Raw genomic sequence first — 13699 nt, 5'->3', positions numbered from 1 at the left:
ATCGGCGATGCGAAGGATCAGCCTTCCGGCGGAGACTCGATCATGCCGAGCGCGTGCAGGTAGGTGTCGAGGATCGCTTCCTCTTCCATGCGTTCCTGCTCGTCCTTCTTGCGCAGCGCCACGACCTTCTTCAGGATCTTGGTGTCGAAGCCCATTCCCTTGGCTTCGCCGTAGACGTCCTTGATGTCGTCGGCGATGGTCTTCTTTTCTTCTTCCAGCCGTTCAATGCGCTCGATGAAAGCGCGAAGCTGGTCGCGGGCGACGCCATGAGCATCAGACATCGTGTTCTCCTGATTGGTGATCGATTTTGGATGCCAGTGACTGCCGCGAAAGCGGCGTCACGGTCAAGCCTGTTCGCGGCCGCCCGAGCTATTTGTGCGGGTTGTTCAGTTCAAAAGCAGCCTTTTGCACAGGCGAGGCCTCGTTCTGGTGGAGTTTCTTCCAATCCTCGTAAGGCATGCCATAGACGATCTCGCGTGATTCGTCCCTGGTGACCGCGACGCCTTCGGCCTCGGCGGCTTCGCGATACCAGTTCGACAGGCAGTTGCGGCAGAAGCCGGCCAGATTCATCAGATCGATATTCTGGACGTCGCTGCGTTCGCGAAGATGCGCGACGAGGCGGCGGAAGGCGGCGGCCTCGAATTCGGTCTGCTGTTCCTTGCTGAGCGTGGTCATCTCGCTCTCCTTTCCGTCAATGGGGGCCTATCGTTCAATAAGGACCGGTGCGCGAGACGTGGACATCGTATTCGTGCATGGCGGGATCGGCATTCATTGCCGCAAAGATCGGCGCAAGGCGCTCGGCCCATGCCGATATGCCGGCCTCGTCCGCGATCAGGTCCTGGCGCACCTCAAGCAGCGCGTGAGGAATGCCGGTCACCATGCAGTGGCGGTACATGGTATCGCCCTTGAGCGCGCCGTCATAGGGTTCGTTGTCGCCGACGACGAGATCGGGATCGGCGCGCAGCATGTCGAGCAGCGGGCCGACGGCGCGGCGGTCGCTGTCCCAGAGGACCGCGGCCTGCCAGGGGCGCGGAATGCCTTTCCAGGCGGGCGTATAGGAATGCAGCGACAGCACCAGCGGCGCTTTGCCGGTGGCGTTCTCCACGGCGTTTATCGTTTCGGCCACCGCGGCGTGATAGGGGCGATGGAAGGTTTCGATGCGGTAGTCCCATTCTTCCTGCGCGATCGGATGATTGCCCGATATGACGGCGCCGTCCGATATTTTCATGATCAGCGTCGGATCGTCCTCGCCGCGGTTCGGGTCGATCAGCAGGCGCGAGAAGCCGCCGAGAACGGCGGGCACGCCGAGCCTTGCCGAAAGCTGCCGCGTCAGGCCCTCGATGCCGATGTCATAGGCGATGTGGCGGGCAAAGGCAGACTCGGGCAGTCCGAGCCTCTCATATCGGGCGGGAAGGCGGTTCATCGCGTGGTCCGCGAGGATCACCATGCCTTTGTCATGTTTTCCGGGTAGGATTTCGAAGGATTGGAAGTCGTCCATGAAGGAATTGCCGTTCGTCATTGCGCAGTCGGGCTCAGTGATCGCATGTGCCTGCGACCGGTTCAAGCGCAGCAGGCGGGGACGGGCGGATATGAACCTCGATGAACAGCTTATGAAAGGAAATATAATCGATTAGCATTGCGTTGACTTTCGCATGATGGCGGCGCAAGAAGACACGGACAACGAATAACCGTGGAGCTATTTGGGAGCCGTGTTGATCCAAGCCGCGCCAAGTTTCCTCACGCGGTCCGGGCCGCTGGTCCGTCTCGCATTGTTCGCTCTTGCAGCCGCCATGCCGTTCTTCATCGCAGATGCCGCACGCGCGGATTTCCGTGTCTGCAACGGAACGCAGAATCTCGTCGGCGTGGCCATCGGCTACCGGGCCAAGGACGGCTGGATCACGGAAGGCTGGTGGCAGGTGCCGGCAACGACCTGCGCCACGCTGATCGAGGGAGAGTTGCAGTCGCGCTATTATTACCTTTACGCAGAGGACGCCGCCCGGGGAGGACGATGGACGGGTGACGTGCAGATGTGCGTGGCGGAAAACGAATTCAAGATCACGGGTGTGCAGGATTGTTATGCCCGGGGTTATCAGAAGATGGGATTCAAGGAATACGACACGGGCCGCCAGGGCAGCTGGATGGTTCAACTCTCCGACACCCCAGGGACGCAAGAAAGCCAGAATTGATGAAGCGTAATCGCAAAATTAAAATCCTCGCCACCCTCGGGCCCGCCTCCGCCGAGGAATCGATGATCGAGAAGCTGCACCAGGCCGGTGCCGACGTCTTCCGCATCAATATGAGCCATGCGAGCCACGATCTGATGCGCACGCTCGTCCAGCGCATCCGCACGGTGGAAGCGCGTTCCGGCCGGCCGATCGGCATTCTCGCCGACCTGCAGGGACCGAAACTGCGCGTCGGCAAGTTCGTCGACAGCAAGGTCGACCTGAAACCCGGCCAGACCTTCACGCTCGACAACAATGAAGCGCTCGGCGACGCCACGCGCGTCTATCTGCCGCATCCGGAGATCCTGGAATCGGTGCAGCCCGGCCATCGCCTGCTGATCGACGACGGCAAGCTCGCTCTGCGCGCCGAAAAGTGCGACGGCAAGAGCATCGTCACGACGGTGATTTCGGGCACGCGCATTTCCGACCGCAAGGGCGTCAGCCTTCCCGATACACTGCTCGGCGTCGGCGTGCTAACGGACAAGGACCGCGCCGACCTCGACGCCGTGCTTGCCACCGATGATGTCGACTGGGTGGCGCTTTCCTTCGTCCAGCGGCCCGACGACCTTGCCGAAGTGCGCAAGATCGCCCGCGGCCGCGTCGGCCTGATGTCGAAAATCGAAAAGCCGCAGGCTATCGAGCGCATCGAGGAAATCATCGAGCTCTCCGACGCCCTGATGGTCGCCCGCGGCGATCTGGGCGTCGAAATGCCGCTCGAATCGGTTCCGGGCATCCAGAAGCAGCTGATCCGCGCCTGCCGCCGTTCCGGCAAGCCGGTGGTCGTCGCCACACAGATGCTGGAATCGATGATCTCCGCGCCGGTGCCGACGCGCGCCGAAGTTTCCGACGTCGCGACCGCCGTCTTCGAAGGCGCCGATGCCGTCATGCTCTCGGCCGAATCGGCCTCTGGCGATTACCCGGTCGAAGCCGTTTCGACCATGGCGTCGATCGCCAGCGCCATCGAGCGCGAGCCGCATTATCCCGGGATCATCTACGCCCAGCGCGCCCAGCCGGAAGCGACCGGCGCCGATGCGATCTCGCTCGCCGCCCGCCAGATCGCCGAGACGCTGAAGCTGTCGGCGATCGTCTGTTACACCTCGTCGGGCACCACAGGCCTTCGCGCCTCGCGCGAGCGTCCGCAGGTGCCGATCCTGGCGCTGTCGCCGATCATCAAGACCGCTCGCCGCCTTGCCATCGTCTGGGGCCTGCATTGCGTCGTCACTCATGACGCGACCGATCTCGACGACATGGTCAACCGCGCCTGCCGCATCGTCGCGGACGAAGGCTTCGGCAAGCCGGGCGACCGCATCATCATTTCGGCCGGCGTGCCGCTCGGCACACCCGGCGCCACCAACATGATCCGCATCGCCTATATCGGCTCCGACGGTCAGAGCGGCGTCTGATCCGACCGCATCCTTGATCGAGCCCGCTGCCTGAAGAGGCGGCGGGCTTTTTCTTGGCGGGATCGGCATTGCCAAGGGTTTCGGCGCGTGCAAGTCTCGATCCGGGTTTGGAGGGATCATCATGGACGTCGTCACGCTTATCGCATTTGCAGCGGTTTCCTTCGTCGGCATCGCGACGCCGGGACCAACGGTGCTGCTGGCGCTGACCAACGGTTCACGGCATGGCCTGCGCCGCGCGGTCTCCGGCATGATCGGCGCGGTGCTCTCCGATTTCGTGCTGATCGGCGCCGTGGCGGTTGGGCTCGGTGCGCTGCTTGCGGCATCGGAATTCTGGTTCTCGATGCTGAAATGGGCGGGTGCAGCCTATCTCGCCTTTCTCGGCATCATGCTGCTGCGCTCGAAGGGCACGATCGATGCGGCGCTGAAATCGGGCGAGGCGGCGGGCGCGAAGTCGGCTTTTTCGATCGGGCTGAAGAGCTTCATGGTCGCGGCGACCAATCCGAAAGGCTATCTGTTCTTCTCGGCCTTCCTGCCGCAGTTCATTAACCCGAGCGAGCCGCAGGCGGCGCAATACGCGCTGCTCGCACTCGTCTTTGCCGCGCTCGATTTCATCATCATGTTCGGCTACGCCTTCTTTGGCTCGCAGGCGGTGCGTTTCCTGAAGACGTCGGGCGCCATGTGGCTGGAGCGGGCCTGCGGCGGGGCGCTGCTGGCTCTTGCGGGATCGCTTGCCTTTTACCGCCGGGCAACGACCTGAGATCAGGGCTGGGCGAGGGATAGGTGGCCGACGCGATAGGCCTGCGTGTGGCGGCCGATCTCAGGCATGTCTTTCCATAATCTAAAGCGAACGCGTGTCCATGTCGTCGGTTCGAAGCCGGAGACGGAAGCAAGCACGCCTGCTGCCAGATCGGCTTCGGCCTCTGCGCTTTCCGCCCGGCGGAGATCGGCGAGCGGCGCATAGGGTTCCGTCTGCAGGATGTCGCGGGTCGCAAAGGCGGCCGCGGCGATCTCGGGCGAGATGGCTGCCTGCCATACGATCCAAGTGTTCACCCGCGGCCAGCCGAAGGCGCCGGTGAGCGCTTGGAAACCCGGGCCGCAGAGGAAGTCGCTTGCCCCTTCCGGCTTCTGCCAGAGATAGAAGGGTGCATAGAGATTGTCGCGGCTGCCGAAGTCGCCTTTGCGGGCGCTGAGGTAGGCCTTGAAGCCGAGATTGGGGAAGCCGTCGAGCAGCGGTCCCTTGTCGCGGATGCGGCGGTCGATGATCGACATGTCGTAATCGGCGGGCAGGGTGAAGCCGTATTGCATGGCGATCATGAGCGTCTCTCCACATGATCCAGCCATTCGACAACGCTGCCGTTTTCGCTCGGCTGGATGCTGATATAGCTGAAGGGGCTATCATCGGTCGCGCCATGCCAGTGGCGCTCGCCGGGTGCAAACCAGATCGCGTCGCCAGCACGCAGTTCTTCGACCGCGCCACTCTCGTTCTGCGCCAGCCCCTGTCCCGAAAGCACATAGAGCAACTGGCCCTGCGGGTGGGTGTGCCAGCGGGTGATGGTGCCGGGATCGAGCGTGGCGCGCATCGCAGTGTTCTCGCCGTCGGCGCCGTCGAGCAGCATCTCTACCCAGAAGGGGGCGGTGGCTACGTCCTCCGGCGAGCGAACCACCTTGCCCGGTCGCCTGACGGTCATCGTTTTTGGGTTCGAAGCGCTCATTGCCGGCCTCCGAGCGCCCGCAGCCGCCAGTCGGGATCGGTCATCTGGGCGATGCCGGCGCCGAAGGACCAGTCCTCGGGCGCGCTGGTGCTGATGACGATCATCAGGTCCTCGGGCCGAAGGCCCGGCGACTGCGCCAGGAGATCGGCGAGGCGGCGATAGAGTGCCGCTTTCATCTCCGCGGAGCGTGGCCTGCCTATGGTGATGGAGATGTAGACGAAATCGTCGGAGCGCGGGCCGGCGAGATAGCTGCGGTCGAAGATCAACTCGTTCTCATCGTGCTGGTGGATGGCCTGGAAGCGATCGTTTGCGGGCACGTCGAAGGTCTCGACGAGGGCGCGCTGGATGGTGTCGGCAAGCGTTGCGAGATAATCTTCAGATTTGCCTTTGCGAAGAGAGATGCGAACGAAGGGCATTGGGATCTCCATGGTTGGACCGTCCGGCGGCCTTGACAACAGCATCATCGCAGCACAGGATGATGCTGAAAACCAGAATTTTATGGACTAACGATCCCGAAAATAAGGACTATGGGATGCGGCGGACGATCTTCGATCTCGATGTGCTTCGGACTTTTTCGACCGGTATGGAGCTCGGCAATTTTGCCAAGGCGGCGGAAAAGCTCGGGCGTTCGACCTCGGCCGTCAGCGCGCAGTTGAAGAAGCTGGAGGAGCAGGCGGGCACGCCGATCTTCCGCAAGGCGGGGCGCGGGCTGGCGCTGACCGATGCCGGCGAGACGATGCTCGGTTATGCCAGGCGATTGCTGGAACTCAACGACGAGGCGGCGGCGGCTGTCCACAGCGTCGAACTGGAAGGCTGGGTGCGGCTCGGCCTGCAGGAGGATTTCGGAGAAACCCTGTTGCCCGAGGTGCTTGGCCGTTTCGCCCGGGCTCACCCGAAGGTGCGTATCGAGGCGCGGGTGGTGCGCAACGCCGAATTGCTGGAGCGCGTGACGTCGGGCAAACTCGATCTGGCGCTCGCGTGGAGCGACGGCACGCTGACGGCGCATTGCGAGGTGATCGGCGAGGCGCCGATGCGCTGGATCGGCCCTGCCGAGGGATTACCCGGCTGGCATGCGGTAAGCGGCGAACCGATGCCGCTCGCCTCGCTGGAAGCGCCTTGCCTGCTGCGAACGGCGGCGACGCGGGCACTCGATGAGGCGGGCATCTCCTGGCGGCTCGCCTTCGTCAGCCCCAGTCTCGGCGGCCTCTGGGCCGCGACAGCGGCAGGTCTCGGTCTGACCATCCGTACCCCGGTAGGCCTGCCGGCGAAGGTCCGCGCACTCGAGCCCGAGGCGATCGGCCTGCCTGAGTTGCCGAAGCTCGGCCTGGTCCTGCACCGGGCGGAAGCCGAATTGCAGCCGGCGGGAGCGCGGCTTGCCGAACTCGTGCTTCAGTCCGTGCATGACACCCTGCGCGCGTAAGCTGATATCACTGTTGACCGCTCCGGCGCGTGCACTGGCCGCGAACAACAGGAAGATCATGTTGTCGGCTTCGTCTCGGCCTTCCCAAGGCCGCGCCGACCCAGGTCTCAGCCGAAGCGTTCGAGCGCCATGGCGAAGATATGGGAATCGACGTTGCCGCCTGAGGTGACGGCGACGACCGTGTCGCTTTCCAGTGCGTCGCCGTGGAAGAGGGCGGCGGCGAGCGCTACTGCGCCGCCGGGCTCGACGACGATTTTCAGCCTGACGAAGGCGAGCGCCATGGCGCGCAATGCCTCCTCGTCGGTGACGACGATGCCGGCGCCGACGAGGCGCTTGAGGATAGGGAAGGTGATGTTGCCGGGCTGCGGCGTGACGATCGCATCGCAGATCGAACCCGACATCGAAGCATTGCGTTCGATCCTGCCGGAGGCGAGCGAACGGGTGGTGTCGTCGAAATTCTCGGGCTCGCAGGGACGCACGCGAAAGCCCGGAGCGCTGGCTTCGAGGGCGAGCGCGATACCGGATGTCAAGCCGCCGCCGCCGCAGGGAACGAGGACTTCGGCTGATGCGATGCCTTCATCTGCAGCCTGCTCGGAGATTTCGAGGCCGGTCGTGCCTTGGCCGGCGATCACAAACGGCTCGTCGAAAGGCTTGATCAACGTCAGGCCGCGCTCGGCCGAGAGCTTCGCGCCGATCTCGTCGCGATCCTCATTGGCGCGGTCATAGAGCACGACGTCCGCGCCGAAGGCGCGGGTATTGTCGATCTTCAGCTTCGGCGCATCGCTCGGCATGATGATGACGGAGGGTACGCCGTGCAGCTTGGCGGCAAGGGCGACGCCCTGGGCATGGTTGCCGGAGGAGAAGGCGATGACGCCGTTTGCACGCACAGACGGATCGAGGCCGGAGACGGCAGACCAGCCACCGCGGAACTTGAACGAGCCGGTATGCTGGAGGCATTCCGCCTTGACGAACAGGCGCCGGCCGGCGATCTCGTTCAGGAAGGGGGAGGAGAGAAGCGGCGTGCGTCTGATATGGCCGCGCAGACGGGCGCGGGCGGCGACAATCATTTCAATGCTGGCCATTCGGAAATCGTCCTGCTTGCGGGCTACGCTCATGCATAGGATGCGGCAGACGGTTTGTGAACGGCGACTTTGTCACCGTGACATGAATGGAACATCGCGCCTGCCGCCGGCCATCAATAGCCGTTGGCCGAGCCTTCCACCGCGCGGCTGTCCATGGCGCCGTTGTAGCGGGCGCCGCCCCCCTTTTCGATGGCCGCGAGGCTTTTGCCGCCGACGAGGATGCCGGCGGCCTGGCCCCAGACCGGCCCGTCATTGCCGCCGTCGAAGCTGTAGCCCATGGCGGCGAGCGCCTTTTCCGTATCCGGCGAAAGCGCATAGGGTTCGAGATAAATCTTGTCGGGCTGCCATTGGTGGTGGAAGCGCGGGGCGTTGACCGCCTGGCTGATATCCATGCCGAAATCGACGACATTGAGGATCGCCTCCAGCGTGATGGTGATGATGCGCGAGCCGCCGGGGCTGCCGATCACCATGAAGGGTTTGCCGTCGCGGGTGACGATCGTCGGGCTCATCGAGGAGAGCGGCGTCTTCTTCGGCGCGATGGCGTTCGCCTCGCCCTGCACGAGGCCGTAGAGGTTCGGCACGCCGGGTTTGGAGGTGAAGTCGTCCATCTCGTTGTTGAGGAGCACGCCGGTGCCGGGCGCCACGACGGCAGCGCCGAAGGAGCCGTTCAGTGTATAGGTGACGGCAACCGCATTTCCCTCATCGTCGATGATCGAATAATGCGTCGTCTCGGTGCTTTCCTTGCCGCCGAGCGGTTTCAGGTTCGCGGACACGCCGGCCTTGTAGGGATCGATCTTCGCGGCAATCTCCTTGGCATAGGTCTTGTCCAAAAGCTTTTCGACCGGGTTCTCGACGAAATCGGGGTCGCCGAGCGCCGCGTTTCGGTCGACATAGGCGTAGCGCATCGCCTCGGTCATCACGTGGACCGTTTCGGCCGAGTTGTAGCCGAGATAGGAGAGCGGGTATCCCTCCAGAACATTGAGGATTTCGCAGATGATGACGCCGCCGGAGGAGGGCGGCGGCGAGGAGATGATGTCGTAGCCGCGATAGTTGCACTCGATCGGCTTCAATTCGCGTACGGCATATTGTTCGAAATCCTCCTTGGCGAGGATGCCGCCCTTGGCCTGGCTCGCCTTGACGATCGCCTCGGCGGGCGCGGCCTTATAGAAGGCGTCGGGGCCTTTTTCGGAAATGGCCGCGAGCACAGCGGCGAGATCCGGCTGCTGCAGTTTTTCGCCCGAAGCATAGGGCTTGCCGTCCGGTTTCAGGAAGATCTTTGCGGCCGTTTCATCCTTGGCGAGGCGCTTGGCGCTGCCGGCGAGAATTGCCGCGTCACCCTGTTCCAGCGTGAAACCTTCCCTGGCGAAGCGGAGCGCCGGCGCGATCAGATCCTCGCGGGGCCGGGTGCCGTATTTCTCGCGCGCGGTCTCCAGGCCCATGACGGAGCCGGGAACGCCGATGGCGAGATAGCCGTCGAGGCTGGCGCGGGGCACGATATCGCCCTTGGCATCGAGATACATGGTCTTCGTCGCGGCGAGCGGCGCGCGTTCGCGGAAATCGAGGAAGGTCTTCGTGCCGTCTTTCAGCCGGATGGTCATGAAGCCGCCACCGCCGAGATTGCCGGCCGAGGGATAGACCACCGCCAGCGCATAACCGACGGCAACCGCAGCATCGACGGCATTGCCGCCGCTCTTCAGCACCTCGACGCCGACATCGGTCGCCAGATGCTGGGCGGTGACGACCATGCCGTGCTCGGCTTCAACCGGCGCCGGTGACGCGGCGAAAGCCGTGGTCAGGCTCAGCGACAGTGCTGTAAAGACGGAGATCGCCCCGATATGCAGACGGCCCATGATTTCCCCTCCTATGGACAATACCGCAAAGACATATGGGGCTGCCGCGGCTCGCGGCAATGCGGGAAATTGGCTTTGTGTGAGGAGGGTGCAGCCGGAAGGATCAAATGCCGTGCAGGGCGCCCGGCATCAGCGGCGGCTGGATTGCGATCGTTTGATCGCCGAGAGAGGAGGCGAGCCTTTCCTCGGCCCGGCGGGCGGCAGCCTGGAGGTCGCGCGACGCGCCGGCGATCTTTTCCATGGCGGCGATGGCGACATCGGTGGCGAGATAATCCGGCTTATGGCCGACGCCGCTGATGGTGACGAGTTCGGAGCCTTCTATGTCGCGGGCAAGGCCGCGCGAATGCAGGTGTTCCCAGACGATCTCGTCCTTGTCGCCTGTTATGATGACGGTCGGAGCGGTGATACGCGAATAAAGCGGCGACTGCTCCTTCACGTAAGCGAGCAGCCTTTTGAAGTCGACGGCATTGTTGCGGAAGGTCCGCGGCCTCAGCACCAGCGAGGGACCGGTTTTCTCGATGTAATCGGATGGCCGCGAATTGGGGCGGAAGACGTTCAGCGTGCCGCGCTCCACGCGGCTGAGCCCGAGCGGCACGACGACTACGTGGTTGAAGAGCCAGCCGACGAGTGGCGCCGTCGCGACGTGATAATACCAGTCGATGCCGCCCGGCCAGGGATGGGTGGCGGGTGCGAGGAAGAGCAGCCCGGCCGTCTTCTCCGGGTGGCGCACGCCGAAGGCGGCGGCGATCGCGCCGCCGAAGGAATGGCCGACGATGATCGCCCTCTCAATCCCTCGCTTCTCCATCAGCGTGGCGATCGCATCGGCCTGGCCGGAAGGAATTGCGTTTTCCGGCCCGCCACGCTCGGAATAGCCATGGCCGGGGCGATCGACGAAGAGCATTTCCGCCCGTCCTTCGAGTGCGGCGCGGAAGGCGCCGGCTTGATCGAGCAGATTGCCGCTCGCGCCATGAATGAAGACCAGCGCCGGCAGATCCGCATTTTCAGGGCGTTTGATGTGGAGAGCATTCATGCGGAAGCCGCCGACATCAGTCAACTCGCCGATGTTGGGATAGGTCTGTTCGAATTGCCGCGCCTTGTAGGAGGAGTAGCCGATGGCGGCGGCGAGCGGGGCGAGAAGAGCGGAAATTTCTGCAAGCATGATCTTAACGGATGAGCAACGGTGGTACCTGCGCGGCCCGACCCGAGGTCAAGCGCGGTGAGCCGGAATCAGGTGCGGTTGCCGGCGAGTTTTTCTGACAGCGTGTTGACCTGTTCCTGCGCCGTGCGTTCGGCGGGATAGACATTGAGGAATTGCTGCCAGGCCTTCAATGCCAGCTGGTCGTTGCCGGCATTGCTGAGAATCGCCGCGAGGCCGGCGAGCGCTCCGAAATGGCGAGGCTCGAGATCCAAGACCCGCTCGATGTCGGACATCGACTTGCGATAGTTACCCATGGCGTAATTCAGCGTGGCGCGGCGATTCCAGCTCTCGGCGTAATCGGGCTTCAGCGCAATCGCCTCGTCGAGGAAATCGAGGGCGGCGGGATTGCGTTTTTCCTCGATCGCCTTGTCGGCCCACTGCATCAAGAGATTGATGGTGGCGCTGCCGGAATCGCTCCATTCCAGACGGATCTCGTTGGCGATGCCGCTGGCCTTTTCAGGGTCGCGTTCGCGCTTCAGCTGGCTGAAGAGCTGGTCGAGGCGTTGTTTCGGCGAGCTGTTGACATTCGTCTGCTCGACAATGACGTCCTTTTCCGCGGCTGCGGCCGGAAAGACGGAGGTGAGCAGAATGAGGGCGAGCGGCAGCGCCGCTGATGTCAAAGCAAAAAAGCGCATGGCGGACATATTAGTCCGCCAACGCCGAAGATCAAACAAATTTGACGTGATCACCGTAGCGACCCACCGGATATGGTTGCAGGCGCGGTTTGCGCGGCAAGGCGATCCGGACGCGCGAACTCAGCCCTGGCGAGCCTTGTAACGCGGGTTCAGCTTGTTGATGATGTAGATGCGGCCCTTGCGGCGAACCAGACGGTTGTCACGGTGACGCGCCTTGAGCGACTTGAGCGAATTCTTGATCTTCATTTTTGTGATCCGCGATGTTGATCTTTAACAATGAAAAGCGCGCCGTCGGGGCGCGCTCTTAGGTGGGGGAGCAGATACCCCGTCACCTCCACCATGTCAACCGCGTGACGGTGTTTTTCCCGGGACTTGGCCGCGTTTTCTCACCGGGAAATCGGCGATTTAGGCGTCAAGGTGGTGACATGCCCCATCTTGCGGCCGGTGCGCCACTCCGTCTTTCCGTAGAGATGAACCAGCGTATCGGGGCGGCGCAGCCAGTCGGGAACGGCAAGGATATCGTCGCCGATCAGGTTCTGCATGACGCAGTCGGAATGGCGGTCGGCATTGCCGAGCGGCAGGCCGGCGACGGCGCGGATATGCTGCTCGAACTGGCTGACGACGCAGGCGGCTTCCGTCCAGTGGCCGGAATTGTGCACGCGCGGGGCCATCTCGTTGGCGATCAGGCCGCCATCGGCGAGCACGAAGAATTCGATGCCGATGACGCCGACATAGTTCAAGGCGGCAAGGATCTTTTCGGCCGCCTGGCGGGCGGCGTCCGCCGTTTGTGCAGAGAGCGTTGCGGGAACCGTCGAGGTGTGGAGGATGCCGTTGCGGTGGACATTCTCGGCAGGATCGAAGCAGACGACCGTCCCATCGGCAGCGCGCGCGGCGATGATCGAGACCTCGCGCTCGAAGGCGACGAAGCTTTCGAGGATCAGCGGCACGGAGCCGAGAGCGGCATAGGCGCCGTCGGAACTATCGGCCGGCGAGCGAAAAACCTTCTGACCCTTGCCGTCATAACCGAGGCGGCGCGTCTTCAAGACACCCTGGCCGCCGAAATCTTTCAGCGCGGCTTGGAGATCGGCCTGGCTGTCGACCGCATGAAAGCGGGCGGTCGATATGCCGCAGCCGTTGAGGAAGCGCTTTTCGACGAGCCGATCCTGGGCGGCTTCCAGCGCTTTCGCAGGCGGATAGACAGCAATGCTTGCCGAGAGCGCTTCGGCGGCCGCGACGGGCACGTTCTCGAATTCGTAGGTGACGACATCGCAGGCTTCCGCCAGTTCGGCGAGCGCCGCCGGGTCGTCATAGGCGGCGACGATCTGCCGGTTGGCGAGCTGGGCGGCCGGGCAATCGGCCTGCGGCTCGAGGATGATCGTGCGGAAATTCAGTCTCGCGGCGGCAATCGCCAGCATGCGGCCGAGCTGGCCGCCGCCGATAATGCCGATCGTTGCTATGGTCATTGGTCGTCCATTGGATATTCGGCGACGGCGGCACTCTGGCGCTCGCGCCATTCGTCGAGACGCTCGGCGATTTCCTCGTCGGAGAGGGCAAGCACTGCAGCGGCGAGAAGGGCGGCGTTGACCGCGCCCGCCCTGCCGATCGCGAGCGTTCCCACAGGAATGCCGGCCGGCATCTGCACGATGGAAAGAAGACTGTCCTGGCCGGACATGGTTTTCGACTGGACCGGCACGCCGAAGACCGGCAGCGGCGTCATCGATGCCGTCATGCCCGGCAGGTGTGCCGCGCCGCCGGCGCCGGCGATGATGACCTTGAAGCCCTCCGCGCGCGCGCCCTTGGCGAAATTCATCATGCGCTCGGGCGTGCGGTGCGCTGACATGATGCGCGCATCATAAGGGATCTCTAGGGCTTCCAGCGTGTCGGCCGCATTCTTCATGGTCTCCCAATCCGATTGGCTGCCCATGATAATGGCGACGGGCGGTCTGTCTGTCATCTCTAGGCCGTTCCTCTCAGGCGATGATGTCAGGGACGATCTGGTCTTCCAGTTTCGAGAGCTTGTCCTTGATGACCAGCTTCTTCTTTTTCATGCGTTGGATTCGCAGAGCGTCGCATCCGGTTTCGATCATGGCATTGATCGCGGCGTCGAAATCCTCGTGCTCCTGACGCAGACGCGCCACCATGAGCCTGATTTCCGCCTGTTCCTGATCGGCCATATG

The 13699-nt window shown here is 63.5% G+C and carries 18 protein-coding genes; 4 read left to right on the top strand and 14 right to left on the bottom strand.

Annotation, left to right across the window (positions count from 1 at the left end; all coding sequences use genetic code 11):
• Positions 1 to 17: 17 nt before the first annotated feature.
• From ATY78_RS15250 to ATY78_RS15240, 3 genes are all read right to left on the bottom strand, one after another.
• On the bottom strand, positions 18 to 281 hold the full coding sequence (locus ATY78_RS15250; RefSeq protein ID WP_003585771.1) for a DUF2312 domain-containing protein: 264 nt from the start codon (positions 279 to 281) through the stop codon (positions 18 to 20).
• A gap of 88 nt (positions 282 to 369) precedes the next feature.
• Positions 370 to 675 carry a DUF1244 domain-containing protein gene (locus tag ATY78_RS15245; RefSeq protein ID WP_088683159.1) on the bottom strand — a complete coding sequence of 102 codons (306 nt, stop codon included), beginning with the start codon at positions 673 to 675 and terminating at the stop codon, positions 370 to 372.
• A gap of 34 nt (positions 676 to 709) precedes the next feature.
• A complete protein-coding gene (locus ATY78_RS15240) occupies positions 710 to 1498 on the bottom strand; it encodes an N-formylglutamate amidohydrolase (protein WP_088683158.1) in 789 nt (262 codons plus the stop codon).
• Positions 1499 to 1700: 202 nt separating this feature from the next.
• On the opposite strand from ATY78_RS15240, the gene ATY78_RS15235 reads away from it, so the two are divergent.
• From ATY78_RS15235 to ATY78_RS15225, 3 genes are all read left to right on the top strand, one after another.
• Positions 1701 to 2186: a DUF1036 domain-containing protein gene (locus tag ATY78_RS15235; protein ID WP_088683157.1), complete on the top strand. Its 486-nt coding sequence runs from the start codon at positions 1701 to 1703 to the stop codon at positions 2184 to 2186.
• The gene (gene pyk / locus ATY78_RS15230) at positions 2186 to 3625 is read left to right on the top strand and encodes a pyruvate kinase (RefSeq protein WP_088683156.1); all 1440 of its coding nucleotides are present in this window, start codon (positions 2186 to 2188) and stop codon (positions 3623 to 3625) included. Before ATY78_RS15235 ends, pyk begins: the two co-directional genes overlap by 1 nt.
• Before the next feature lie 121 nt (positions 3626 to 3746).
• The gene (locus ATY78_RS15225) at positions 3747 to 4382 is read left to right on the top strand and encodes a LysE family translocator (RefSeq protein ID WP_088683155.1); all 636 of its coding nucleotides are present in this window, start codon (positions 3747 to 3749) and stop codon (positions 4380 to 4382) included.
• Positions 4383 to 4384: 2 nt separating this feature from the next.
• Here the strand turns inward: ATY78_RS15225 and ATY78_RS15220 are convergent, their stop codons facing one another.
• Genes ATY78_RS15220 through ATY78_RS15210 form a run of 3 tightly spaced genes read right to left on the bottom strand, consistent with a single transcriptional unit; the run spans position 4385 to position 5753 of the window.
• Positions 4385 to 4939 carry a DUF4865 family protein gene (locus ATY78_RS15220; protein ID WP_088683154.1) on the bottom strand — a complete coding sequence of 185 codons (555 nt, stop codon included), beginning with the start codon at positions 4937 to 4939 and terminating at the stop codon, positions 4385 to 4387.
• Positions 4936 to 5337, bottom strand: coding sequence for a cupin domain-containing protein (locus ATY78_RS15215; protein WP_088683153.1), 402 nt, complete (start codon positions 5335 to 5337; stop codon positions 4936 to 4938). Before ATY78_RS15215 ends, ATY78_RS15220 begins: the two co-directional genes overlap by 4 nt.
• A complete protein-coding gene (locus ATY78_RS15210) occupies positions 5334 to 5753 on the bottom strand; it encodes a tautomerase family protein (protein WP_088683152.1) in 420 nt (139 codons plus the stop codon). The genes ATY78_RS15215 and ATY78_RS15210 overlap by 4 nt, the downstream gene beginning before the upstream one ends.
• Positions 5754 to 5869: 116 nt before the next feature.
• Between ATY78_RS15210 and ATY78_RS15205 the strand changes: the two genes are divergently transcribed.
• Positions 5870 to 6757, top strand: coding sequence for a LysR substrate-binding domain-containing protein (locus tag ATY78_RS15205; RefSeq protein ID WP_088683151.1), 888 nt, complete (start codon positions 5870 to 5872; stop codon positions 6755 to 6757).
• Positions 6758 to 6864: 107 nt separating this feature from the next.
• Here the strand turns inward: ATY78_RS15205 and ATY78_RS15200 are convergent, their stop codons facing one another.
• From ATY78_RS15200 to ATY78_RS15165, 8 genes are all read right to left on the bottom strand, one after another.
• A complete protein-coding gene (locus tag ATY78_RS15200; RefSeq protein ID WP_088683150.1) occupies positions 6865 to 7839 on the bottom strand; it encodes a threonine/serine dehydratase in 975 nt (324 codons plus the stop codon).
• A gap of 113 nt (positions 7840 to 7952) precedes the next feature.
• Entirely contained in the window at positions 7953 to 9689 is a 1737-nt protein-coding gene (gene ggt / locus ATY78_RS15195; RefSeq protein ID WP_088683149.1) for a gamma-glutamyltransferase, read from the bottom strand.
• A gap of 103 nt (positions 9690 to 9792) precedes the next feature.
• A complete protein-coding gene (locus ATY78_RS15190) occupies positions 9793 to 10848 on the bottom strand; it encodes an alpha/beta hydrolase (RefSeq protein ID WP_088683148.1) in 1056 nt (351 codons plus the stop codon).
• Positions 10849 to 10916: 68 nt separating this feature from the next.
• Positions 10917 to 11531 (bottom strand): tetratricopeptide repeat protein, encoded by a 615-nt coding sequence (locus ATY78_RS15185; protein ID WP_088683147.1) that lies wholly within the window; start codon positions 11529 to 11531, stop codon positions 10917 to 10919.
• A gap of 111 nt (positions 11532 to 11642) precedes the next feature.
• Complete coding sequence (gene ykgO / locus ATY78_RS15180) at positions 11643 to 11768, bottom strand: type B 50S ribosomal protein L36 (protein WP_003582204.1); 126 nt, start codon at positions 11766 to 11768, stop codon at positions 11643 to 11645.
• Between the two features lie 140 nt (positions 11769 to 11908).
• Positions 11909 to 12985 (bottom strand): 5-(carboxyamino)imidazole ribonucleotide synthase, encoded by a 1077-nt coding sequence (locus ATY78_RS15175; RefSeq protein ID WP_088683146.1) that lies wholly within the window; start codon positions 12983 to 12985, stop codon positions 11909 to 11911.
• Positions 12982 to 13476, bottom strand: a complete 495-nt coding sequence (gene purE, locus ATY78_RS15170) for a 5-(carboxyamino)imidazole ribonucleotide mutase (RefSeq protein WP_088683145.1) — start codon at positions 13474 to 13476, stop codon at positions 12982 to 12984. Before purE ends, ATY78_RS15175 begins: the two co-directional genes overlap by 4 nt.
• Positions 13477 to 13492: 16 nt before the next feature.
• The gene (locus tag ATY78_RS15165) at positions 13493 to 13696 is read right to left on the bottom strand and encodes a DUF465 domain-containing protein (RefSeq protein WP_010028538.1); all 204 of its coding nucleotides are present in this window, start codon (positions 13694 to 13696) and stop codon (positions 13493 to 13495) included.
• Positions 13697 to 13699: the final 3 nt, after the last annotated feature.

The sequence above is a fragment of the Rhizobium sp. R635 genome, assembly GCF_002211285.1.
In the GTDB taxonomy this organism is placed as follows: Bacteria; Pseudomonadota; Alphaproteobacteria; order Rhizobiales; family Rhizobiaceae; genus Rhizobium.
This window is presented reverse-complemented; position numbering and strand designations above follow the sequence as displayed.